The sequence below is a fragment of the Cupriavidus phytohabitans genome (assembly GCF_000426345.1).
Classification (GTDB): Bacteria; Pseudomonadota; Gammaproteobacteria; order Burkholderiales; family Burkholderiaceae; genus Cupriavidus.
In genome coordinates, this window is sequence record NZ_AUFE01000055.1 from 1 (window position 1) to 23,656 (window position 23,656).

At 66.4% G+C, this 23,656-nt stretch carries 19 protein-coding genes and 1 tRNA gene; 10 read left to right on the plus strand and 10 right to left on the minus strand.

What is annotated here, in order from left to right; all coding sequences use genetic code 11:
* Positions 1-194 precede the first annotated feature (194 nt).
* The 5 genes from lon to mnmC form a co-directional block, all read right to left on the minus strand.
* A complete protein-coding gene (gene lon, locus K309_RS0126940) occupies positions 195-2,606 on the minus strand; it encodes an endopeptidase La (RefSeq protein WP_029049267.1) in 2,412 nt (803 codons plus the stop codon).
* 255 nt (positions 2,607-2,861) lie between these two features.
* On the minus strand, positions 2,862-4,139 hold the full coding sequence (clpX, locus tag K309_RS0126945; RefSeq protein ID WP_029049268.1) for an ATP-dependent Clp protease ATP-binding subunit ClpX: 1,278 nt from the start codon (positions 4,137-4,139) through the stop codon (positions 2,862-2,864).
* Between the two features lie 271 nt (positions 4,140-4,410).
* Positions 4,411-5,061 (minus strand): ATP-dependent Clp endopeptidase proteolytic subunit ClpP, encoded by a 651-nt coding sequence (gene clpP, locus K309_RS0126950; RefSeq protein ID WP_029049269.1) that lies wholly within the window; start codon positions 5,059-5,061, stop codon positions 4,411-4,413.
* Positions 5,062-5,172: 111 nt separating this feature from the next.
* The gene (gene tig / locus K309_RS0126955; protein WP_029049270.1) at positions 5,173-6,531 is read right to left on the minus strand and encodes a trigger factor; all 1,359 of its coding nucleotides are present in this window, start codon (positions 6,529-6,531) and stop codon (positions 5,173-5,175) included.
* A 210-nt stretch (positions 6,532-6,741) separates the two neighbouring features.
* Positions 6,742-8,715 (minus strand): bifunctional tRNA (5-methylaminomethyl-2-thiouridine)(34)-methyltransferase MnmC2/FAD-dependent 5-carboxymethylaminomethyl-2-thiouridine(34) oxidoreductase MnmC1, encoded by a 1,974-nt coding sequence (gene mnmC / locus K309_RS0126960; protein ID WP_029049271.1) that lies wholly within the window; start codon positions 8,713-8,715, stop codon positions 6,742-6,744.
* 144 nt (positions 8,716-8,859) lie between these two features.
* Between mnmC and K309_RS0126965 the strand changes: the two genes are divergently transcribed.
* Complete coding sequence (locus K309_RS0126965) at positions 8,860-9,717, plus strand: 23S rRNA (adenine(2030)-N(6))-methyltransferase RlmJ (protein ID WP_029049272.1); 858 nt, start codon at positions 8,860-8,862, stop codon at positions 9,715-9,717.
* 36 nt (positions 9,718-9,753) lie between these two features.
* Here K309_RS0126965 and K309_RS37595 read toward each other — a convergent pair whose 3' ends face one another.
* Entirely contained in the window at positions 9,754-10,035 is a 282-nt protein-coding gene (locus K309_RS37595; RefSeq protein ID WP_369796525.1) for a VanZ family protein, read from the minus strand.
* A 351-nt stretch (positions 10,036-10,386) separates the two neighbouring features.
* Here K309_RS37595 and K309_RS0126975 point away from each other — a divergent pair.
* Together K309_RS0126975 and K309_RS0126980 are read left to right on the plus strand one after the other, a co-directional pair.
* Positions 10,387-10,473, plus strand: a tRNA-Leu gene (locus K309_RS0126975).
* A gap of 331 nt (positions 10,474-10,804) precedes the next feature.
* Complete coding sequence (locus K309_RS0126980) at positions 10,805-11,152, plus strand: hypothetical protein (protein WP_029049273.1); 348 nt, start codon at positions 10,805-10,807, stop codon at positions 11,150-11,152.
* Positions 11,153-11,298: 146 nt separating this feature from the next.
* Here the strand turns inward: K309_RS0126980 and K309_RS0126985 are convergent, their stop codons facing one another.
* Complete coding sequence (locus K309_RS0126985; RefSeq protein WP_029049274.1) at positions 11,299-14,412, minus strand: efflux RND transporter permease subunit; 3,114 nt, start codon at positions 14,410-14,412, stop codon at positions 11,299-11,301.
* A 7-nt stretch (positions 14,413-14,419) separates the two neighbouring features.
* Complete coding sequence (locus tag K309_RS0126990; protein ID WP_035878453.1) at positions 14,420-15,625, minus strand: efflux RND transporter periplasmic adaptor subunit; 1,206 nt, start codon at positions 15,623-15,625, stop codon at positions 14,420-14,422.
* A gap of 289 nt (positions 15,626-15,914) precedes the next feature.
* Between K309_RS0126990 and hpnD the strand changes: the two genes are divergently transcribed.
* Positions 15,915-16,751 (plus strand): presqualene diphosphate synthase HpnD, encoded by an 837-nt coding sequence (gene hpnD, locus K309_RS0126995; RefSeq protein WP_029049276.1) that lies wholly within the window; start codon positions 15,915-15,917, stop codon positions 16,749-16,751.
* Between the two features lie 46 nt (positions 16,752-16,797).
* Positions 16,798-18,060, plus strand: coding sequence for a Zn-dependent hydrolase (locus K309_RS0127000; RefSeq protein WP_029049277.1), 1,263 nt, complete (start codon positions 16,798-16,800; stop codon positions 18,058-18,060).
* 28 nt (positions 18,061-18,088) lie between these two features.
* On the opposite strand, the gene K309_RS0127005 is transcribed toward K309_RS0127000, so the two are convergent.
* Positions 18,089-18,439 carry a hypothetical protein gene (locus tag K309_RS0127005; RefSeq protein ID WP_029049278.1) on the minus strand — a complete coding sequence of 117 codons (351 nt, stop codon included), beginning with the start codon at positions 18,437-18,439 and terminating at the stop codon, positions 18,089-18,091.
* 314 nt (positions 18,440-18,753) lie between these two features.
* On the opposite strand from K309_RS0127005, the gene ompR reads away from it, so the two are divergent.
* From ompR to K309_RS0127030, 5 genes are all read left to right on the plus strand, one after another.
* Positions 18,754-19,476: an osmolarity response regulator transcription factor OmpR gene (gene ompR, locus K309_RS0127010; RefSeq protein ID WP_010810107.1), complete on the plus strand. Its 723-nt coding sequence runs from the start codon at positions 18,754-18,756 to the stop codon at positions 19,474-19,476.
* A gap of 24 nt (positions 19,477-19,500) precedes the next feature.
* The gene (locus K309_RS0127015; RefSeq protein WP_035878454.1) at positions 19,501-20,850 is read left to right on the plus strand and encodes an ATP-binding protein; all 1,350 of its coding nucleotides are present in this window, start codon (positions 19,501-19,503) and stop codon (positions 20,848-20,850) included.
* A 308-nt stretch (positions 20,851-21,158) separates the two neighbouring features.
* Positions 21,159-21,707 (plus strand): peroxiredoxin, encoded by a 549-nt coding sequence (locus tag K309_RS0127020; RefSeq protein WP_029049280.1) that lies wholly within the window; start codon positions 21,159-21,161, stop codon positions 21,705-21,707.
* Positions 21,708-21,813: 106 nt separating this feature from the next.
* A complete protein-coding gene (locus tag K309_RS0127025) occupies positions 21,814-22,335 on the plus strand; it encodes a carboxymuconolactone decarboxylase family protein (protein WP_029049281.1) in 522 nt (173 codons plus the stop codon).
* A gap of 181 nt (positions 22,336-22,516) precedes the next feature.
* Positions 22,517-23,092, plus strand: a complete 576-nt coding sequence (locus K309_RS0127030) for a GNAT family N-acetyltransferase (protein ID WP_029049282.1) — start codon at positions 22,517-22,519, stop codon at positions 23,090-23,092.
* Between the two features lie 42 nt (positions 23,093-23,134).
* Here K309_RS0127030 and ispF read toward each other — a convergent pair whose 3' ends face one another.
* Complete coding sequence (gene ispF / locus K309_RS0127035) at positions 23,135-23,644, minus strand: 2-C-methyl-D-erythritol 2,4-cyclodiphosphate synthase (protein ID WP_029049283.1); 510 nt, start codon at positions 23,642-23,644, stop codon at positions 23,135-23,137.
* Positions 23,645-23,656: the final 12 nt, after the last annotated feature.

The window sequence follows — 23,656 nt, forward strand, 5'->3', positions numbered from 1 at the left end:
TTCGCTCCACGCTTCCTCCCCACGATCGGTCGCCCTTTCGCAGTTGCGCTTCGCTTCGTTCGCTGTGATCAACTTACGGTGGGACTTGCACCCACAAGAGTGCGCCCATGCTGGGCGCACAAAAAAAAAAAAAAAAAAAAAAAAAAACGCCGCCGGGCATCGCTGCCCCGCGGCGTTCATTTCACGCAGCCCGATCAGTGGTGCAGACGCTCCACCTTGGCCGTGGCCTTGTCCGCCACGTCAGCGGGCTTGGCATCCTCTTCCGCCAACGGCTCCGGCTTGCGCTCGAGCGCCAGCTCCAGCACCTTGTCGATCCAGCGCACCGGCACGATCTCGATGGCGTTCTTCACGTTGTCGGGGATCTCGGCCAGATCCTTGACGTTTTCCTCCGGAATCAGCACCAGCTTGATACCGCCACGGTGGGCCGCCAGCAGCTTTTCCTTCAGGCCACCGATCGGCAGCACCTCGCCGCGCAGCGTGATCTCGCCCGTCATGGCGACATCCGCGCGCACCGGGATGCCGGTCAGCACCGACACCAGCGCCGTGGTCATGGCACCGCCTGCCGACGGGCCGTCCTTGGGCGTCGCGCCTTCGGGCACGTGGATGTGGATGTCGCGCTTCTCGAACATCTCATCCGTGATCCCCAGACGGCGTGCCCGCGAACGCACCACCGAACGTGCGGCCTCGACCGACTCCTTCATCACATCGCCCAGCGAACCGGTGCGGGTGATGTTGCCCTTGCCCGGCATGATCGCGGCTTCGATGGTCAGCAGGTCGCCGCCCACCTCGGTCCACGCCAGACCGGTCACCTGGCCAACCTGGTTTTCCTTGCCGGCCAGACCGAAGTCGTACTTGCGCACGCCCAGGAATTTGTCCAGGTTCTCGGAATCGACCTTGATGGTGCCGGACTCCTTCCTCAGCAGCAGGAGCTTGACCGCCTTGCGGGCAATCTTGGACACCTCGCGCTCAAGCGAACGCACACCGGCTTCGCGCGTGTAGTAGCGGATGATGTCGCGAATCGCAGCATCGGTCACCTCGATCTCGCCAGCCTTCAGACCATTGTTCTTGATCTGCTTGGGCAGCAGGTAACGCGTGGCGATGTTGAGCTTCTCCTCCTCGGTGTAACCCGACAGGCGGATCACTTCCATACGGTCGAGCAGCGGCGGCGGGATATTCAGCGAGTTCGACGTCGCCACGAACATCACGTCCGACAGGTCGAAATCCACCTCGATGTAGTGGTCCTGGAACGTATGGTTCTGTTCCGGGTCCAGCACCTCGAGCAGCGCCGACGACGGATCGCCGCGGAAATCCATGCCCATCTTGTCGATTTCATCGAGCAGGAAGAGCGGATTGCGCACGCCGACCTTGGACAGGCTCTGCAGGATCTTGCCCGGCATCGAACCGATGTAGGTACGGCGGTGGCCGCGGATCTCGGCCTCGTCACGCACGCCACCCAGTGCCATGCGCACGAACTTGCGGTTCGTCGCGCGCGCCACCGACTGGCCGAGCGAGGTCTTGCCCACGCCGGGAGGCCCGACCAGGCACAGGATCGGCGCCTTCACCTTGTCCACGCGCTGTTGCACCGCGAGGTATTCGAGAATGCGTTCCTTGACCTTCTCCAGGCCGTAGTGGTCTTCATCCAGCACGCGCTCGGCGTTGGCCAGGTCATTGTTGACCTTGCTCTTCTTGCGCCACGGCAGGTTCACCAGCGTGTCGATGTAGTTGCGCACGACGGTGGCTTCGGCCGACATCGGCGACATCAGCTTGAGCTTCTTGAATTCGGCGTCGGCCTTCTTCTTGGCTTCCTTCGGCATGCGCGCGGCCTTGATGCGCTTGTCGAGTTCTTCCAGGTCGGCGCCTTCTTCGCCCTCGCCCAGTTCCTTCTGGATGGCCTTGACCTGCTCGTTCAGGTAGTACTCGCGCTGGCTCTTCTCCATCTGGCGCTTGACGCGGCCACGGATGCGCTTTTCAACCTGCAGGATGTCGATCTCGCCCTCGAGCTGCGACAGCAGGCTTTCCAGGCGCTCGGTCACATTGACCATCTCCAGGATCTTCTGCTTCTGCTCGAGCTTGATCGGCAGGTGCGCGGCGATGGTGTCGGCCAGGCGGCCAGCCTCGTCAATACCCGACAGCGAGGTCAGGATCTCCGGCGGGATCTTCTTGTTGAGCTTTACGTACTGGTCGAACTGCGACACGATCGCGCGGCGCAGGGCCTCGGTCTCGGCGCTCTCGCCAGGTGCGGGCGGCACGGGCACGGCTTCGCACATGAAGTGCGAATCGTCCTCGCTCACCTCGCGGATATTGGCACGCTGCGTACCCTCGACCAGCACCTTCACGGTACCGTCGGGCAACTTCAGCATTTGCAGGATATTGGCGATGCAGCCGACCTCGTACAGGTCGTCGGCGGTCGGCTCGTCCTTGGCCGCCGTCTTCTGGGCTACGAGCATGATGCTCTTGCCCGCCTCCATCGCAGTCTCAAGCGCCTTGATGGACTTCGGGCGTCCCACGAACAGCGGGATCACCATGTGCGGAAACACCACCACGTCGCGCAGCGGCAACAGTGGGAGGCGAATCGGCTCGGCCGGGAGGAGTTGTGTTCCGGACATCATTTTCCCCAAGTCAGTCATTTAAGGCGTAAATTGGGCCGCCTGATTCGATTACAAGATACATGCCAATCGATTCACCAAGACAGGAAGATGCCGCTCCCTGCACTTGCAGGCCCCTCTGAAACAGCATACCCGCCTTTCCTCCTTCTCGTCGGTGGAAATAAACAAAAAAAGCCGCTCGCTTCTACGCGAACGGCTTTCTCGCCTCGCTGCCGGTGTGGTTCCAAACACTTACCACCCTTGGCAGCTCTCGCGTCAGTTGGAGCCTGCCACTTTCGGCTGCTGCTCTTCGTACATCAGCAGCGGTGGTGCATCTCCGGTGATCGTATTTTCATCGATCACCACCTTTTGCACGCCCTTGTAATTCGGCAGGTCATACATGACGTCCATCAGCGATTGCTCCAGGATCGAACGCAGGCCGCGGGCGCCGGTCTTGCGGCGAATCGCCTTGCGAGCGATCGCGGTCAGCGCACCCGGGCGGATTTCCAGCTCGACGCCTTCCATCGCCAGCAGCTTCTGGTATTGCTTGACCAGCGCGTTCTTGGGCTCGACCAGGATCTGCACCAGCGCGGCCTCGTCCAGCTTGGCCAGCGTGGCGACCACCGGCAGGCGGCCGATCAGTTCGGGGATCAGGCCGAACTTGATCAGGTCTTCCGGCTCGGTCTGCGGCAGGACTTCGCTGACGTCGCGCTCTTCCTTGCTCTTGACCTGCGCGGCGAAGCCGATGCCGGTCTTGTCCGAGCGCTGCATGATGACCTTTTCCAGGCCGTCGAACGCGCCGCCGCAGATAAACAGGATGTTGGTCGTATCGACCTGCAGGAAGTCCTGGTTCGGATGCTTGCGGCCACCCTGCGGCGGCACCGAGGCCATCGTGCCCTCGATCAGCTTCAGCAGGGCTTGTTGCACGCCCTCGCCCGAAACGTCGCGCGTGATCGACGGGTTGTCGGACTTGCGCGAGATCTTGTCGATCTCATCGATGTAGACGATGCCGCGCTGCGCCTTCTCGACTTCGTAGTTGCAGTTCTGCAGCAGCTTCTGGATGATGTTCTCGACGTCCTCGCCCACGTAGCCGGCTTCGGTCAGCGTGGTCGCGTCGGCGATCACGAACGGCACGTTGAGCAGGCGCGCCAGCGTCTGCGCGAGCAGCGTCTTGCCGGAGCCGGTCGGCCCGATCAGCAGGATGTTGCTTTTGGACAGCTCGACATCGTCCTTCTTGCCGAGGTGCTTCAGGCGCTTGTAGTGGTTGTAGACCGCGACGGCCAGAATCTTCTTGGCCTGTTCCTGGCCGATCACATACTGGTCCAGGCTTTCGCGGATTTCGTGGGGCGTGGGCAGGTCCGAGCGCGCGGCCGCGGCGGCGTCTTTCTCGGTTGCGGTGGCTTCGTCACGAATGATCTCGTTGCACAGGTCGATGCATTCGTCGCAAATGAACACCGAGGGGCCCGCAATCAGCTTCTTGACCTCATGCTGGCTCTTGCCGCAGAAGGAGCAGTAGAGAAGCTTTTCGCTGGATGAACCTTTTTTGTCCGCCATAGGAATCAGTCACTTTTGCATTGCGCACACCGCGGGGCGAAAGGCTCCCCGGCGATACGCTTTAAACGCATCATACGCCAAAACAATTGGCCTCACCGGCGCTCTCCCCCAAGGCTGTGGGGCAAAAGCAAAGAACGAGGCACAAGGCCTCGTTCCGGTGTAGCCTTCGCGTTTTGGCAATGCTGCCGCGCCAGGGCGTTCCGCGCAATGCGGGTTTCCCGGCAGACCGGCATAGCCGCCGTTGCGGATTGCGCCGCGGCGGCCCGTGGCATCAGCCGCGGCGGGCGATGACCTTGTCCACCAGGCCGTAGTCCACCGCCTGGTCGCCGCTCATGAAGTTGTCGCGATCGGTATCGCGCGCAATCTTCTCGACCGGCTGGCCGGTCACTTCCGACAGGATGCTGTTCAGCCGCTCGCGCAGGTACAGGATCTCGCGCGCCTGGATCTCGATATCCGAGGCCTGGCCGCGCGCGCCACCCAGCGGCTGGTGGATCATGATGCGCGAGTTGGGCAGCGCGAAACGCTTGCCCTTGGCGCCGGCCGCCAGCAGGAAGGCGCCCATGCTCGCCGCCATGCCCATGCACAGCGTGGACACATCCGGCTTGATGAACTGCATGGTGTCGTAGATCGCCAGCCCCGCCGAAACGGAACCGCCCGGCGAGTTGATGTAGAGCGACACGTCCTTGTCGGGGTTTTCGCTCTCCAGGAACAGCAGCTGTGCCACCACCAGGTTGGCGGTCTGGTCGTTGACCTCGCCCACCATGAACACCACGCGCTCCTTCAGCAGGCGCGAATAGATGTCATAGGCGCGCTCGCCCCGGCCGGACTGCTCGACGACCATCGGCACCAGCCCCAGGCCCTGGGTTTCCAGTGCCGAAGCCTGCGTGGTGGCGAGACGGTCAAGCAAATCATTGCGGGTCATGCAGGTTCTCCATGGATTCGTCGGATCGCAAGGCAATCAGTCACTCGGGACACCGGCCCGCTTCCTTCGCCGTGGCGCGGAGGAAAGCGGGCTTGCGGGTTATCCCCGACCTCAGGCAGCTTGCTGCTGGTTCCCTTCGGCGGTGAGTTCCTCGAAGGACACCTTCTTGTCGGTGACCTTGGCCTTGTCGCACACGAAATTTACCACGTTGTTTTCGAGCACGTAGGCTTCCATTTCAGCCAGGCGTTGCTGGTCGCCGTAGTACCAGCGCATCACTTCCTTCGGATCTTCGTAGCTCTTGGCGAAGTCCTCGATCTCGGCCTTGATCTGGTCGGCCTTGGCTTCCAGGCCGTTGGCCTTGACGATCTCGGCCAGGATCAGGCCCAGCTTGACGCGGCGCTCTGCCTGCTGCGCGAACATCTCGGCCGGGATCGGCATGTCCTTGGCGTTGGGCATGCCACGCTGCTCCAGGTCGCGGCGGGCCATCTCGACCAGGCGCTCCTGGTCCTGCTCGATCAGGGCCTTCGGCACGTCCAGCTCGCTTGCCTTCAGCAGGGCTTCCATGACCTGGTCCTTCAGCATCGAATGCGTGCGGCGCTTGACTTCACGCTCCAGGTTCTCGCGGATGTCGGCGCGCATCTTCTCGACGCTGCCGTCGGCGATGCCCAGCGACTTGGCGAAGGCTTCGTTGATTTCCGGCAGGTGGGCCCACTCGATCTTCTTCAGCGTCACGGTGAACTCGGCGGTCTTGCCGGCCACTTCCTTGCCGTGGTAGTCCTCCGGGAAGGCCAGCGGGAAGCTCTTGCTTTCGCCGACCTTCAGGCCCAGCGTGGCCTGCTCGAACTCGGGCAGCATGCGGCCTTCGCCCAGCACGAACGGGAAGTCCTCGGCCTTGCCGCCGGCGAACTCTTCACCGTCGATCTTGCCGACGAAGTCCAGCGTCACGCGGTCGCCGTTCTGGGCGGTGACGTCGGCACCGCCGTCGCCATGCTCGCCGGCTTCGCCGCGGGTGTGGTAGTGGACGCGCTGCTTGCGCAGGATGTCGACGGTCTTGTCGACTTCGGCGTCGGTGATCTCGGTGCCGGTGCGGGTCACTTCGGCGGCCGACAGGTCGCCGATCTTCACTTCCGGGTACACCTCGAAGGTGGCATCGAATGCGACCTGGTCAGCTTCCACGCCTTCGGTCTTGATCTCGAACTTGGGCTGGCCGGCAACCTTGACGTCCTGTTCCTTGGTGATGTCGAAGAACTTGCGCGCGGCCTTGTCGAAGCGCACTTCGAACTCGACTTGCTGGCCGTATTGCTTCTCGACCATCTTCATCGGCACCTTGCCCGGACGGAAGCCCGACATCTTCACGGTCTTCGACAGGCGAACCAGGCGCTCCTGCTTTTCCTTCTCCACTTCGGCCTTGGGGAAGGCCAGGGTCACCTTGCGGTCCAGCTTGCCGAGGTTCTCAATCACGTTCGACATGGTCGTAGATCCAATCCAGAAATGTAGTTGTGTTCGTTGGCGCTACCGCTTGCGCTGCGCCATTTGCAGCACTGCCTGGGGCCGACGCGGCGCGACGGCGCACGGAGGGCTCCGCGCAAACGGAAAACGGGGATTATCGCACGGTTTTGGTTCGGTTCCGGCGTTTTTACCCTGAAGCAGACCTGGAAGCGCTTTCCGGCGCCCTCGCCGCTAGCCCGCCTGGCCGTGGCGCAGCGCGCGCAGCAGCAGGCGTGCCGGATCGACGGCATCGGCCAGGTCGGCCTCTAGCGGCAGCGGCTCGCCTTCGATCTGGCTGGCCAGCAGCTCGGCCCCCAGTGCCGCCCATGTGAGGCCGCGCGACGCATAGGCAAGGGCCGCGTACAGGCCGGGGACACGCGGCAGGTCACGCAGGTGCGCGCCGCGCAATGCACCTGCTTGCGTACGTGCCGCCACCTCGTCGGCGACCTGGCCGATCAGCGGCAGCCGGTTGTGCGTGACCGTGCGCACGCCGACATAGCCGGTCAGCGCGGCGGGGTCGATGCCGGCCACCGCGCCGGCCTGCCGCGGCAGCAGGCCGGCCAGGCGCGCCAGGTTGGCGGCATGCACTTCCGGACGCTCGGCCAGTGGCCCTTCGTCGGGGTCGTAGCTGGAGCCGACACGGCCAGTACCGTCCGCCGCACGCGGCAGCAGGTAGCCGGCGCCGGTGACCACGCAGTCGGGCCAGCCGCCGATCGCATCGACCTGCGCGGCCGGCAGCGTAGTGAGCTGGCCGCGCACGCGCCGCATGGTCCAGTGCTGCTGCGGCAGCAGTTGCTGCGCCTCGTGCGCATTGGCCAGCACCAGCACCGGGGCCGACGCCAGCACGGCACCGCCGGCGTCGAGCGCGCGCCACTGGTCATCCACGCGCGCGATGCTTGCCACGCGGCAACCGAAGCGCGCTGCGACTGCATCGCCCGCACGCGCCAGCTGCGCAGTGCAGACATCGGGAGGCGCCACCCAGCCGCCGGCCGGGAACCACAGCCCCCCTCGTGGCACTCCGGCCCGGTGGGTGGACGCCGCCTCCTCCGCGCTCATCCAGCGCACGAACGATTCCGGCAGCCCCATGGCTGCCAGCGCGGCACGCTGGACCTCGCCCTCGGCCTCGTCCTCGCCGATCTGCAGCACGCCGCAGCCGTGCCAGCCGACCGGATGCCCGGCGTCGCGCAGCGCCGCCCAGGCTCGCAGTGCGTACTGGTTGCCGGCGCGAGAAAGGCGCGACAGCAGGCTGTCGTCGGCAGACAGGTGGGCATGCATGGCCGCCGCGCGATGCGCCGAGGTCTGCCGCGCCGGGCCGTCATGCGCATCGAACAGCGTAATGCGCCAGCCGCGCGCGGCCAGGCGCTCGGTCGCGGCGCAGCCGGCCAGGCCGGCGCCGATCACGATGGCATGCCGGTCGGGCCATTGCGCCGCCAGCGGCGGTGCATGGCGGCGCGACTTCCACAACGGCCGGAAGCGCGCGACCGTCATGTCGCGCTTGCCGCCGAAGCCCGGCGCCTTGCTGACTTCGAACCCGACTTCCTTCAGCCCGCGCCGGACGAACCCGGCGGCGGTGTAGGTGGCCAGCGTCGCGCCTGGCCGGGCCAGCCGCGCCAGCCCGCGGAACACCGGCGGCGACCACATGTCCGCATTGCGCGCCGGCGAAAAGCCGTCGAGGTAAAAGGCATCGGCTCCCACTGCCAGCTTCGGCAGCAATTGCCCGGCGTCGCCCAGCGCCAGCGTCAGCACCACCTGCCCCTCGTCGAAGGCAAGCCGGTGCAGGCCCGGCAAGGCGTCGGGCCATTGCGCCTGCAGCGCCTGCGCCAGCGGTTCCAGCGCTTGCAGGCCGGCATGCAGCCGGGCCAGGCCCTCGCGCGTGAAGGGGTGCTTTTCGATCGAGACGAAATGCAGTGTGCCGCAGCGCTCGGGATCGTCGCGCCACGCCTGCCACGTCGCCAGGAAATTCAGCCCCTGGCCAAAGCCGGTTTCGACGATGACGAACTGGCGCTGGCCGGCCCACGCCTGCGGCAGGCCGTTGCCGCCAAGGAAGACATGGGCGGCCTGCGCCATCCCGCCTTCGGTGCTGTGGTAGACGTCGTCGTAGCGGGGTGAATACGGGGTGCCTTCGGCAGACAGGATAGGCTCGGCGGGCTCGAGTGCGCGCGGCATGGGATACGGATACTTGGGGCCCGGGCGGAGGTGCCGGACATGGGGAGGGGGCGACTCGCCGCGGATGGTAGCATAGCGGCCTTCCCCGCAGTGGCCACGCCGCCCTGCCCCCGATCTTGCGCCTCAGCGGCGCCCCGCTTCGCCATGCTCAGCTATCGTCACGCCTTCCATGCCGGCAACCATGCCGATGTCCTCAAACATGCCGTCGTCGTGCAGCTGCTCGAACACCTCACGCAGAAGGACAAGGCGATCTGGTACATCGACACCCACGCCGGCGCCGGCCTTTATGCGCTCGAGCACGAGTGGGCGCAAAAGAAGGCCGAGTTCGAGACCGGCATTGCGCCCCTGTGGCGGGCCGCCGCCAGCGGCACCGCGCTGCCGCCGCTGCTGGACGAGTACCTCGACCAGGTCCGCGCGCTGAACCAGGATGGCAACCTGCGCCACTATCCCGGGTCGCCATGGCTGGCCTGGCAGATGCTGCGCGAGCAGGACCGGCTGCGCTTGTTCGAACTGCACAGCACCGAAATCCAGGTGCTGCGCGACAACTTCCGCGGCGCCGGCCGCCGCGTAATGCTGTACGACGGCGACGGCTTCGGCGGCATCAAGGCGATCCTGCCGCCGCCGCCGCGGCGCGCGCTGGTGCTGGTGGACCCCTCCTACGAAGACAAGCAGGACTACGCCCGCACCGTGCAGACCGTGCGCGACGGCCTGGAGCGCTTTGCCACGGGCGTCTATGCGGTCTGGTACCCACAGGTGCAGCGGCGCGAATCGCTGCAGCTGCCGGTGCAACTGAAGGCCCTGCCGCTGAAGAGCTGGCTGCACGTGACGCTGACCGTCAGGCACCCGGTCGAAGGCGGCCTGGGGCTGCACGGCAGCGGCATGTTCATCATCAACCCGCCGTGGCGGCTGGAGGAAATGCTGCGGGAGGCGATGCCGCTGCTGGTCAACCTGCTCGGCCAGGACGACGGCGCGAAATTCACGCTGGAAGCGGAAGAGCGGTAAAGCGACAAGCGCCGGCGGCATGCGCCGCCGCGCGAGCTAACGTGGCAAGCGCCGGCCGCGGCCGCGCCACAGCCAGTCCAGCGCCACGCCGGCCAGCACCCCGCAGGTGTCCGCCGCCAGGTCGAGCCAGTCGGCCTCGCGGTATTCGGTCATGCCCTGCAACAGCTCGATGACGCCGCCATAAGCGACCAGCGCCACCAGCAGGGCTAGCCAGTGGCCGGCAAAGGCGCGCCGCCCCAGCAGCGCCAGCGCGCCAAAGGCCAGCAGGTGGTTGCCCTTGTCCCAGCCGGTGCTTGGCAGGGGCTGGGACGGCGGCATCAGCGACAGGGCCAGCACGGCGCAGGCGCAGGCCCAGAAGAGCAGGCGCCATGGCGGCGCCTTCAAGGCAGAAGTCAGACCAGGGGGCATGGGACAGGGAGCGCGCCGCCCCATGCGGCACGCGTCGGCAATGCCGACAATATATATCGCTGGCCAGCGGGACTGGATTCCCCTCGCGCCTTGCGCTACAATCCGCAGCCTCATTGCGCTGCGGGCGCAGAACCTGCCACGGCAGGCGCCGGCAGCGGCGGACCGATGAAAGGCGGGCAGTTCCAGCCGCCTTTTTTGCTTTCGTGTCCCGCGCAGGCAATGAGCATCGCGGCCGCCCGTCCGGGCTGCGCCGCAAGGACCGCGAGGGTGGCGAAATTGGTAGACGCACCAGGTTTAGGTCCTGACGCCAGCAATGGTGTAGGGGTTCGAGTCCCCTCCCTCGCACCATCCGCCCTTCCTGTGGCGGCGCCACCACATGCCGATGCGCTGGTCCCGGTGGCCAGTCCTTACCTGTCGAAACTCGCAGCGGCCAGCGGCGAGATCATCCCGATGTATTGCACAAATTCCGGACAGGCCTGAGTACGCTGCCGGACGTGCAGGTGTGCGAGATGCTGGAGCAATGACCGCGAGCGCCGCCGGTCCTCGCGGGAGGTGGTAGAACACCTGAGTGCCAACGGCTATCGCAGCCCCCGCGCGCGATCTATTCTGAAAGTGTTGGAGCGGTATTGCACACTTCGCCGACCACTCCAGTCTTCACCTCAGCCCTATCGGAGGGCATATGAAAGTTTCTGCCTTGCTGTTGGCAGCGTCGATGGCCGCTGGCTGGTCATCGCTCGCCCAGGCTGCCGGATGCCAGTACGACATGCAGTGCAAAGGGGAGCGGATCTGCCAGCAAGGGCAGTGCGTGTTCCCTGATGCCGAAGAAACGGCCGAAGCCGGCGGGCCAGCCCCGGCGCCGACCCTCAAGCGCACACCGATGCCGCCACCGCCGCGCGGCTGCTGCACGGTGGCAGGCAAGCTCAAGCTGTCGCCGGCTTCGGCCTCCGATACCAGCCTGACCATCGGCGACGCTTGCCAGGGCATGACCAACTCCGGCAAGCCGGTTCCCGGCACGATCTGCAACTAGGCGCGCAGGCCTGGCGGCCCGCGCCTGCCAGCCTGCCATTGCCGCGCGCCTTCTATTGCCGCGCGCTGGCTGGCGTTGGCGCGCAGGCGCCAGTACGGCTCGCAGCTGCATGCGCCGCGCCGGCCTGACACCGGCAGCCGCGCCCGTCAGACTGCCAGCGCCCCAACCCCTGCCTCGGGCCGCTTGATGCGGAACCACGCCGCATACAGCGCCGGCAGGAACAGCAGCGTCAGCACGGTGGCAATGATCAGCCCACCCATGATCGCCACCGCCATCGGCCCCCAGAACATCGAGCGCGACAGCGGGATCATCGCCAGCACCGCCGCGGCGGCAGTCAGGATGATCGGGCGGAAACGGCGCACCGCCGCTTCGACGATTGCGGTCCAGGGCGGCACGCCCGCACTGATGTCCTGCTCGATCTGGTCGACCAGGATCACCGAGTTGCGGATGATCATGCCCAGCAGCGCGGTAATGCCCAACTGCGCCACGAACCCCATCGGCGCGCGCAGCAGCAGCAGCGTCGCGGCGGCACCGATCAGGCCCAGCGGGCCGGTCAGGAACACCATCAGCGCGCGCGAGAAGCTATGCAGCTGCAGCATCAGCAGCGTGAAGATCAGGAAGATGCACAGCGGCAGCTGGGCGGCGATCGACGCGCCGGCCTTGCCGCTTTCTTCTTCCGCCCCGGCCACGGTGATGCGGTAGCCCGCGGGCAGCTGCGCGCGCAGCTGGTCCAGCTGCGGGTTGATCTGCGCGGTCACGGTCGGGCCCTGGATGCCGTCGACCACGTCCGCCTGCACGGTCACGCCGAAGTCCCGGTTCTCGCGCCAGACCACCCCGGGCTCGGACTTCAGCGCCACGCGTGCCACCTGGGTCAGCGGCACGGTGCGGCCGGTATTGGTCGGCACCAGCACGTTGTTCAGGTCGGACATGGCATCGCGCTCGTTGCGCGGCGTGCGCATCAGGATCTCGATCAGCTTGTCGCCGTCGCGGTACTGGCCGACCGGCACGCCGGTCAGCACGGTCTGCGTCACGCGCGCGATCGCGCTGGTGGTGACGCCCAGCGCGCGCGCCTTGTCCTGGTCGATCTCCAGGCGCAGCATCTTGACGTTCTCGTTCCAGTTATCGTTGACGCCGACCGTGTTCGGGTTCGCGCGCATCACGGCCTTGACCTGGTCGGCCAGCTGGCGCACCGCGCCCGCCTCAGGGCCGATCACGCGGAATTGCACCGGATACGCCACTGGCGGCCCGTTCGGCAGCAGCTTGACGCGGCCGCGCAGGTACGGGAATTCGGTGTCGAGCAGCTTGATGATGCGACGGCGCAGCGCGTCGCGCACCTCGGTGCTGGCCGGCATCACGATTACCTGCGCGACGTTGCTCTGCGGAAAGATCTGGTCGAGCGGCAGGTAGAAACGCGGCGCGCCGGTGCCGACGAAGGTGGTCAGGCTTTCCACCTGCCTGTCCTTGCCCACCAGCCGCTCGAAGCGCTTGGCTTCGGCTTCCATCTGGGCAAAGCTGGTGCCTTCCGGCATCCACAGTTCCACCATCAGTTCGGGCCGGCTGGAATCGGGGAAAAACTGCTTCTCGACGAACTTGAACGCGTAGATGCCCAGCACGAACGTCACCAGCGTGATGGCGATCACGGTCTTGCGCCAGGTCACGCACCAGTCCACCAGCCGGCGGAAGCGCGCGTAGAACGGCGTATCGAACACCTCATGATGCTCGCCCGCGCCCGCACCGCGCGTCCTGAGCAGCAGATAGCCGAGGTAAGGCGTGAAATACACCGCCGCCAGCCACGACAGCACCAGTGCCAGCGCGGTCACGGCAAAGATGGCGAAGGTGTACTCGCCCACCGTCGAGCGCGCCAGCCCTACCGGCAGGAATCCCGCCGCCGTGATCAGCGTGCCGGTCAGCATCGGCATCGCCGTCGAGGTATAGGCGAAGGTGGCCGCCTCCATCTTGGAGAACCCCTCTTCCAGCTTGCGCACCATCATCTCGACCGCGATGATGGCGTCGTCGACCAGCAGCCCCAGCGCCACGATCAGCGCGCCCAGCGAGATCTTGTGCAGGCCGATGCCGAAGATGTGCATGAACAGGAAGGTCACCGCCAGCACCAGTGGAATCGTCAGCGCCACCACCAGCCCGGGCCGCACGTCCAGCCGCAGCGGCCGCGTATGCAAGCCCAGTGCGACGAAGCTGACCGCCAGCACGATCACCACGGCCTCGATCAGCACGCGCACGAACTCGCCCACCGATTGCTTGACCGCCTTGGGCTGGTCCTGGACCTGGTCCATCTCGATGCCGACCGGCAGCTGGCCGCGCAGCTTCTCGAAGGCCGCGCGCAGGTCCTTGCCGAGCTGGATGATGTCGCCGCCCTTCTGCATCGAGATGCCCAGCCCGATCACATCCTTGCCATTGAAGCGCATCCGCGTCTGGGTGGGGTCGACATAGCCGCGGTACACTTGCGCGATGTCGCCGAGGCGGATATTGGCGATGCCATTGGGCCCGCGCAGCACCAGGTTCTCCAGGTCCCCGACACTGGCGAACTGGCCCGACAGGCGCACCTGCAGGTTGTCGCTCGGCGTGACCAGCACGCCGCTGCCGGTCAGGTTGTTCTGCTGCGAGATCTGGTCGGCGATGGCATTGATGTCCAACCCGAGCTGGGCAAAGCGCGCCTGGTTGAACTCGATATAGACCTTCTCGTCCTGCAGCCCGATCAGCGACACCTTGGCTACCGACGGCACGCGCAGCAGCTCCTGCCGCACCAGGTCGGCGTACTCGCGCAGTTCCTTGTAGTTGAAGCCGTCTGCCGACAGCGCGTAGATGGTGCCGTAGACGTCGCCGAACTCGTCGTTGAAGAATGGCCCGCGGACGCCCGCGGGCAGGGTCTGCTGGATATCGCCGATTTTCTTGCGCACGGTGTACCAGATCTGCCCGGTTTCCTTCGCCGGCGAGGTGTCTTTGAGCTGGAAGATCACCGTGGTCTCGCCGGGCTTGGAGAAGCTGCGGATCTTGTCGGCGTAAGGCACTTCCTGCAGCTGGCGTTCGATCTTGTCGGTGACCTGCACCGCGATCTGCTCGGCGGTGGCGCCCGGCCAGAACGCCTGGACCACCATCACGCGGAAGGTAAAGGGCGGGTCCTCGTCCTGGCCCAGCTGGAAGAACGCCAGCAGGCCGCCCAGCAGCAGCACCACCAGCAGGTAGCGGGTCAGCGGCTGGTGCTCGAGCGCCCAGCGCGACAGGTTGAAGCGGGAATGATCCATGCCGCCCTCAGCCCTGCTTAGGCGTCGGGGCCGGCGCGGAGGGGACTGCGGAAGCAGGCGCGACGGTCTGCAGCGGCCGCACCTTCTGGCCCGGGCGCAGCAGATGCACGCCTGCGGTGACGATGGTCTGGCCTGGCGCCAGCCCCTGCCGCACTTCCACCTCGTTGCCGACCGCGTCGCCCAGCGTCACCGTGACCGGCTTGACCGTGCCGGCGGCTGCATCGTAGATCCACACCTGGTTGCGGCCCTGCTCCTGCAGCAGCGCCGTCAGCGGCACGCGGATCGCGGGGGTGGCCCCGGTCCGCACGAACGTCACCACCGCGGTCATGCCGAGCTTGAGGTCGGCGGGCGGATTGGGAATGGTGACGCGGGTGGCATAGGTGCGGGTGACCGGGTCGGCAGCCGCGGCAATCTCCCGCACTCGGCCAGGCAGCGCGCGCTGCGGCTCAGCCCAGGTATGGATACTGACGTCGGTAATGCCGCGCAGCAGGTCGACCTGGTCTTCCGGCAGGCCGATCGCCACTTCCTTCTCCGCGGTCTGGGCCACGCGCACCACCGGCTGGCCCGGGGTCACGACCTGCCCCACCTCGGCGTCGATGGCCGTGACCACGCCGTCGGCGTCGGCATGCAGCACGGCGTAGGCGGTCTGATTGGACTGGCTGCGCAGGCCGGCCTGGGCCTGGCGCAGGCGCGAGTCGGCCGCCTCGAAACTGGCCTGGCGCCGGTGCTGTTCGGCGGCGCTGATAAAGCCCTTGGCGAACAGGTCGTTGTAGCGCTTCAGATCCGACGCGGCGAGGTCGCGGTCGGTCTTCGCGGCCTCGAACTGGGCGCGCGAGCCCGCTTCGGCGAGGGACAGGTCGGTCGGATCCAGCCGGGCCAGCGGCTGGCCCCTGGTGACGATGGCACCCACATCCACCAGGCGTGCCGCGATCTTGCCGCCCACGCGGAACCCCAGCCGCGATTCGACGCGCGGGCGCACGTCGCCGGAAAACTCGAAGGCGGTCTTGCCGCTGTGCTGGCTGAGCTGCATCAGCCGCACCGGGCGGACTTCCGGCGCCGGCTCGGCCTTCCTGCCGCAGCCTGCGACCGTGACGGCGCCGACAGCCACCAGCGCGACAACCGCGAAGCGCCCAAGGCGCGCGCGGCGTAACGATCTGGTGTCAAAAAGAGTCGCTGCGGCCGCAACTTCCGGCACTGGGCAAGGCACTGGCATCGGTAAGCTAGGAGTCGGATGGAACTGCTGGCAAGGCGGGCCGTCGGCCGCGGAGGCCAGCGCGGGATAATAAATAACTGGCCGGTCAGTAATATAGCGATCCCCCCGGGGGTGCGTCAAACGGCAGGCGACGAAACGCCTGGAACGCTCACTCAGGTGCCATTCCCGACAGATGAGCCGTGGTCAATTGTCTGCCGCCCGGCCACCCGGGGGCGTCCGAGTGCACGGATCGGCGATGCTACAATCGGCGCCCCGCGCTTCCCCACCCCATCTTCAGACCGAGACCGGCGTGACGCCCGATCAGTATTGCCAAGAGAAAGTCGCCCAGAGCGGCTCCAGCTTCTATTACAGCTTCCTGTTCCTGCCGGCCGAACGCCGGCGCGCCATCACCGCGCTGTATGCCTGGTGCCGCGAAGTCGACGACGTGGTCGACGATACACATGATACCGGCCTGGCGCACCAGCAGCTGGACTGGTGGCGAGCGGAACTGCGGCGGCTGTTCGACGGCACGCCCACGCACCCGACCACCCAGGCGCTGCAGCCGCATGTTGCCGGCGCCGGCCTGCCGCAGGTCGAAATGACCGAAGTGCTCGACGGCATGGAGATGGACCTGACGCAGACGCGCTATCTGGATGAAGCCGGCCTGAACCGCTACTGCCATTGCGTCGCCGGCGTGGTCGGCACGCTCAGCGCGCGGCTGTTCGGCTATACCGACCCGAAGACGCTGGAATTTGCCGAGAAGCTCGGGCTGTCGCTGCAACTGGTCAATATCCTGCGCGACGTGGGCGAGGATGCCCGGCGCGGCCGCATCTACCTGCCCGTCGATACGCTGCAGCAGTTCCAGGTGCCGGCGTCAGAAATCCTCAAGGGCCAGCATTCCGAGCGCTTCGTGGCACTGATGCAGTACCACGCCGAACGCGCCCGCAAGCTGTACCGCGAGGCGCTGGCGGCCCTGCCCCGCCAGGACCGCCGCGCCCAGCGCGCCGGGCTGCTGATGGGGGCGATCTACCATGCGCTGCTCGATGAGCTGGAAGCCAGCCAGTTCCAGGTCCTCAGCCAGCGCATCGCGCTGACGCCGCTGCGCAAGCTGTGGATCGCGTGGAAGACCTGGATCCGCAATAGCTGATACATAGTAAACCGGCAGCGAGCCACGATACCCGCCGACACCCGTTATGACCCAGACTACCGCTTCCCTCGGCCAGGCCATCCTCGACCACGCCGACCAGCTCGCCCGCTTCTCCGACATGGAAGGCGGCCTGACCTGCGCCTACCTGACGCCGGCGCACCGTGCCGCGCAGGACCAGCTGGCGCAATGGATGGAGGCCGCGGGCATGCAGGTGCGCATCGACGCCATCGGCAATGTCATCGGCCGCTACGCCGCCGACCCCGCCGTCACCGATGCCCGCGTGCTGATGACCGGCTCGCATTTCGATACGGTGCGCAATGGCGGCCGCTATGACGGGCGCCTCGGCATCCTGCTGCCGATTGCCGTGGTGGATGCGCTGAACCGGGCCGGGATCCGCCTGCCGTACCACTTCGAGGTGGTGGGCTTCGCCGAGGAGGAAGGGCTGCGCTTCAAGACCAGCTTCCTTGCCAGCAGCGCGCTGGCGGGCCGCTTCGATCCCGCGCTGCTGACCCGCGTCGACGCGGACGGCGTCACGCTGGCCGAGGCGCTGACCACCTCCGGCCTGCCCGGTGCGGGCGACCTGCAGGCACTGCGCGCGGCGGCGCTCGATCCGGCGACGCTGCTGGGCTTCGTCGAAGTGCATATCGAACAGGGACCGGTGCTGCTGCACCACGGCCTGCCACTGGGCGTGGTCACGCAGATCGCAGGCAGCAGCCGCTTCCAGGTTCAGGTGGAAGGCCAGGCCAGCCATGCCGGCACCACACCGATGGGCATGCGCAAGGACGCCGCCGCGGGTGCGGCCGAAATGATCCTGCTGGTGGAAGAGCGCTGCGCCGCCGCGCCCACGCTGGTCGGCACCGTCGGCCAGCTGCAGGTGCCGAACGGATCGAGCAACGTGATCCCGGCGGCCTGCACCTTCTCGATGGACATCCGCGCGGGCACCGACGACATCCGCGAGGCGGCCATTGCCGACATCGTTGCCGGCATCGAACAGATCGCCGCGCGGCGCGGGCTGTCAGCTCAGGTCGAGCGCGTGCCGCCGGTCAATAACGCACCCTGCGCCCGCTGGCTGATGGACCAGCTCGGCGCGGTATTGAAGAAGCGGGGACTGGAGGCGTTCGAGCTGCCTTCCGGCGCCGGCCACGACGCCATGATGATGCACCGCATCACCGACGTGGCGATGCTGTTCGTGCGCTGCGGCAATGGCGGAATCAGCCACAACCCGCTGGAGACCATCACTGCCGACGACGCACAGCTGGCAGCCGAGGTCTTCGTCGACTTCCTGCGCCACTTCCAGCCGCGCGGCTGACATAGCTGACCCAAGGGGACGGCAGCGCTCAGCTGCCGTCGTACATCTCCCGCCCGAAATCGTAGAGGCTCTTGCGCAGGCGGCGCCGCTCGTCCGGCGACAGCCGCGAACCGCCGCGCTCGCGGTCTTCCGCGCGGCGGCGGTCGGTCTCGCGCTGCTCGGCGCGATGGCGCTCGGCACGGGCACGCGCCTCGCGCTGGCCATTGGCCGGATCGCTCGCCTGCGCCGACGGATGGCGCTTGAGCAGGTTGGCCATGCCGGCCGACTGGGCCCGCGCCTGCCCGGCCGGTCCAAGCAGCCATGCGGCAGCCGCAAGCGCAATGCATGCGCCGGCGATACCATGCTGCGGATGCCCGTGCCGGGTTCGGTTCACTTTCATTGATAATGGCGGTCTTGGCTTCCGGAAAAGCGGTCACTGAAACCGTCTGAAGCCGGGAAATTTCGTTACCCCGTCCGATCCCGTCTGGCGCTGCTGTCCTATGCAAGCATCGGGCCAGGGCTGCTAACCGGGGGCGGTCGATGCCGTGGATCATGCGGTGCAAATGCGCGGAAAATCGGCGCGCAAGGTGCGCAAAAAGACGGGATGGCGCAGTGTAATCGCACGATTGATGCACGCCGCCATACCACGGGGTAAAGTATGTAACGTTTTGTTAAGCCATTTTGAGCGAAAGCGATAGTCGCTAAGATACCGCCATGGAAAATACCAGCCACAAGATTCTTGTCGTCGACGATGACCCGCGTCTGCGCGATCTGCTGCGCCGCTATCTGGGCGAACAGGGTTTCACCGTGCTGGTGGCGGAAAACGCCACCGCGATGAACAAGCTCTGGCTGCGCGAGCGTTTCGACCTGCTGGTGCTGGACCTGATGATGCCGGGCGAAGACGGCCTGTCGATCTGCCGCCGGCTGCGCGGTGCCAACGACCAGACCCCGATCATCATGCTCACCGCCAAGGGCGAGGACGTGGACCGCATCGTCGGCCTGGAAATGGGCGCCGACGATTACCTGCCCAAGCCGTTCAATCCGCGCGAGCTGATCGCGCGCATCCACGCGGTGCTGCGCCGCAAGGGCCCGGCCGAAGTGCCCGGCGCCCCCTCCGAGACTCCTGAGACGTTTGCCTTCGGCGACTTCGTGCTGAACCTGGCCACGCGCACGCTGACCAAGAACGACGAGGAAATCACGCTGACCACCGGTGAATTCTCGGTGCTCAAGGTGTTCGCCCGCCATCCGCGCCAGCCGCTGTCGCGCGAGAAGCTGATGGAAATGGCGCGCGGCCGTGAATATGAAGTGTTCGACCGCAGCCTGGACGTGCAGATCTCGCGCCTGCGCAAGCTGATCGAGCCGGATCCGAGCAACCCGCGTTTTATCCAGACGGTCTGGGGCCTGGGCTACGTCTTCATTCCCGATGGCGTGAAATAACCGATAACGGCCGCTGTTCCTATCGTGGCGACCGTTATCGGCAGAACCGCGACGCGGTTCTTTGGTTCGCTGTTCTGGCGAACCTTCATGCTTATCGCCCTGCTGCTGGCGATCTCGCTGGGCATCTGGTTCCAGAGCTACCGGCTGTTCGAACGCGCCCCGCGCGCGCAGCAGATCGCCATGCAGGTGGTCAGCGTGGTCAAGCTCACGCGCGCCGCGCTGCTTTACTCCGACCCCGCGCGGCGCCGCTTCCTGCTGCTCGACCTGGTGCAGAACGAAGGCATCAAGGTCTATCCGCGCGAGAAGGATGACGACTTCGCCGCGCCAACCGCCAACCCGTTCCTGACCTCGCTGGTCCAGCAGGAAATCCGCGGCCGCCTGGGCGAGGACACCGTGCTGGCCACCACCGTCAATGACATTCCCGGCGTGTGGGTCAGCTTCGAGATCGAGGGCGACGACTACTGGGTGGCGATCAGCCCCGAGCGCTTCGAGCGCGTGCCCGGCATCCAGTGGCTGTGGTGGAGCATTGCCGCGCTGCTGCTGTCGATCATCGGCGCGGCCTTTATCACCGCGCGCGTCAACTATCCGCTCAAGCGCCTGGCCAACGCCGCGCGCGCCATCGGCGCCGGCGGCGACCCGCCGCCGCTGCCCGAGCGCGGCGCCAGCGAAGTGGCGCTGGCCAACCACAGCTTCAACCAGATGGTGCGCGACCTGCGCCAGCTCGACGACGACCGCGTGGTGATGCTGGCCGGCATCTCGCATGACCTGCGCACGCCGCTGACGCGGCTGCGCCTGGAAACCGAGATGTCGCCGATGGACACGCCCACGCGCGACGCCATGATCGCCGATATCGAACAGATGGACGCGATCATCGGCCAGTTCCTCAACTACGCGCGGCCGCCGCTGGAAACCGTCGAGCCGGTCGACCTTTCGGCACTGGTACACGATGCCGTGGGCGTCTACGCCGCGCATGACGATGTGCGCGTGCACGTGCGTGCCAATGAGCCGGTGATGGCGGTGGCCAACCGCATGGAAGTCCAGCGCATCCTCGACAACCTGGTCGAAAACGCGCGCCGCTATGCCAAGGACGAGCAGAGCGGCATGGCGGTGGTCGAGATCTCCACCCGGGTCGACGACAAGGAAGCGGTGCTGACCGTGGCCGACCGCGGCAATGGCGTGCCCGAAGGCCAGCTGTCGCTGCTGACGCGGCCGTTCTACCGGCTCGACAGCGCGCGCAGCGAGGCCAAGGGCGCGGGACTGGGCATGTCCATCGTCAACCGCATCATGCAGCGCAACGGCGGACGCCTGCTGCTGGCCAACCGCGCCGCGCCGGATTCGGGCCTGGTGGTCAGTGCCTGCTTCCGCCGCGCGTGAGGGTCGCCGGCGGCGCCGTGCTGCAAACGGCTTGAATCCCGGCGGATCGTCACCAACTTGCCATTTGCGTGCCTGCCTTGCATGGCATACTTGCCGCTCCGTTTCGCTGGCTCTCGCGGGACGATGCAGGCGGTACTGAACCAGCCATGCCTATCGGGCTCTTTGAGAATATCAATTAGCCCCACGCGGGATGATCACGCATAATCACGTTTTGTCGCGGTGCACCGCAGCAAAGTGCGTGGCAAGATCCACGCCGGGACCGCAGCGGCGGCACTGTTCTTACTGCAACCGTATCTGGAGATAGTCTTATGAAGACCGTTGGTGAAAAGCTCGAAGCCTTCCACGTCGTCGGTGTCAAGCCGGGTTTCAACAATCACGAAGAGAACGGCCAGTCGGCTTTCGAAGACATCACCGAAAAGTCGTTCGAAGGCAAGTGGAAGGTCATCTACTTCTACCCGAAGGACTTCACTTTCGTGTGCCCGACCGAAATCGTGGCCTTCGCCAAGCTGAACGGCGACTTCGCTGACCGCGACGCGATCGTGCTCGGCGGCTCGACCGACAACGAATTCGTCAAGCTGGCATGGCGCCGCGAGCACAAGGACCTGAACAAGCTGGACCAGTGGCAATTCGCCGACGTGACCGGCTCGCTGGTCGACCAGCTGGGCGTGCGTGATCAGGCCGCCGGCGTGGCCCTGCGTGCGACCTTCATCGTCGACCCGGACAACGTGATCCAGCACGTTTCGGTGAACAACCTGAACGTCGGCCGCAACCCGGACGAAGTCCTGCGTATCCTGGACGGCCTGCAAACGGACGAGCTGTGCCCGTGCAACCGTGCCGTTGGTGGCGCAACGCTGTAATCTGCAGTTCTTCGCCAGACACTGTGGCGATCCGCGGAGGGCCTCGCTCTCCGCTCCGAAACCCGCTTGCGCGGGTTTTTTGGGCCCCGATCGATAGGAGAAATAAATGGAATTCCTCAGCACGATTAAGAACCGGATCCCCGATTACGCCAAGGACATCCGCCTGAACGTGGACGGCACCATCGCCCGTTCCTCGCTGGAAGGCAACGATGCGGTCGGCGTGGCGCTGGCGGCGGCATTCGCGGCGCAGAGCAAGGTGCTGGTGGATGCCATCCGCAATGCGGGCGTGCTGTCGCCCGAGGAAACCAACGGCGCGCTGACCGCCGCCGCGCTGATGGGCATGAACAACACCTGGTACCCGTACGTCGAGATGGCGGACGACACCGACCTGTCGACCCAGCCGGCCGGCCTGCGCATGAACGCCTACGCCACCCATGGCGGCGTCGACAAGCGCCGTTTCGAGATGTACGCGCTGGCCGCGTCGATCGTGGGCAAATGCCACTTCTGCGTGAAGTCGCACTACCAGTTGCTGAAGAACGAACAGGGCATGACCGCGCAGCAACTGCGCGACGTGGGCCGCATCGCCGCGGTGATCGTGGCCGCGGCCAACGTGATCGCCGCCCAGTAAGCGGACAGCGCGCCCCCGCGCCCTCCGTAGGGGCCGTCCCACGGCCCCTGTAGCACAGCAGCCGGCAGCTTCCCAGCGGGAAATGCCGGCTGTTCCCATCTTGCAACCGACCCCGCGCCGGGACTGCACTGGCGCGGCGATCGGCCTACAATCCAGGCAGGATATGCACTTTCAGCCTGCCATGACCCTGCCTTCGCCGACTTCTCCCCGTTTCCACTACCGCCTTGCCGCGGTGCATGACTGGGGCGACATTGCTGCAGTCACGCAGCAAGCCTATGGCCAGTATGAGCTGGAAATCATGGAAGACTGCCGGGCTTCGTTCCAGCGCGGCATGCAGGCAGTGCTGGCGACCAGCAATCCCGACATGGAATGGTGGGTGGCGGAAACCGACCACGGCATCATGGGCGCCGTGCTGTTCTGCCATCCCGGGGCAACGCTGCCCGCGCTCGACGGCAGCACCATCACGCTGACGCAGCCGGAGGCGCGGCTGCTGTCGGTCAGCCCGCAGGCGCGCGGCCTGGGGCTGGGGCGCACGCTGATGCAGATCTGCATCCAGCGCGCGCGCGATATCGGCTCGCCCACGCTGCTGGTAAGGACCATGCCTGAGATGGCCTCGGCCAACCGGCTGGTGCAGCAGATGGGCTTCACCAAGCGCACCGAGGCCGGTGCGCGCTCGGGCGCCATGGCGCGGCTGATCGACTACACCTACGCCATCCCGCCGGAAAATGCCCCGGCGGCGGACGCGCCACGCAGCTAGCAGCGTTCGCCAGCCCCGCCCACCGCGCCCACGGCACGGCGCTCAGTCCTGCGCGCCCGTCACCGAGGCGCGCCAGACCAGCACCGCGGCCTGCGCCACGATCCCTTCCTGCCGCCCTTCGAAGCCCAGCTTTTCGTTGGTCTTTGCCTTGACGTTGCAGCGCCCGGGCGCCAGCCCCAGGTCTTCCGCCAGGTTGGCCACCATCGCGCCGACATGCGGTGCCAGCCTGGGCGCCTGCGCAATCACGGTGGCATCGACATTGCCGATCTCGTAGCCCGCCGCGCGCACGCGGCGCGCGGCCTCGCGCAGCAGCACGCGGCTGTCGGCGCCGGCAAACTGCGCGTCGGTATCGGGGAAATGACGGCCGATATCACCCAGCGCAGCCGCGCCGAACAACGCGTCAGTCACAGCGTGCAGCAGCGCGTCGGCATCCGAATGGCCCAGCAGGCCGCGGTCGTGCGGAATCTCCACGCCGCCAAGGATCAGCTTGCGGCCCGGCACCAATGCGTGGACGTCATAGCCCTGGCCCACGCGGATATCGAAAGGCATCATTGCGGTTACGCT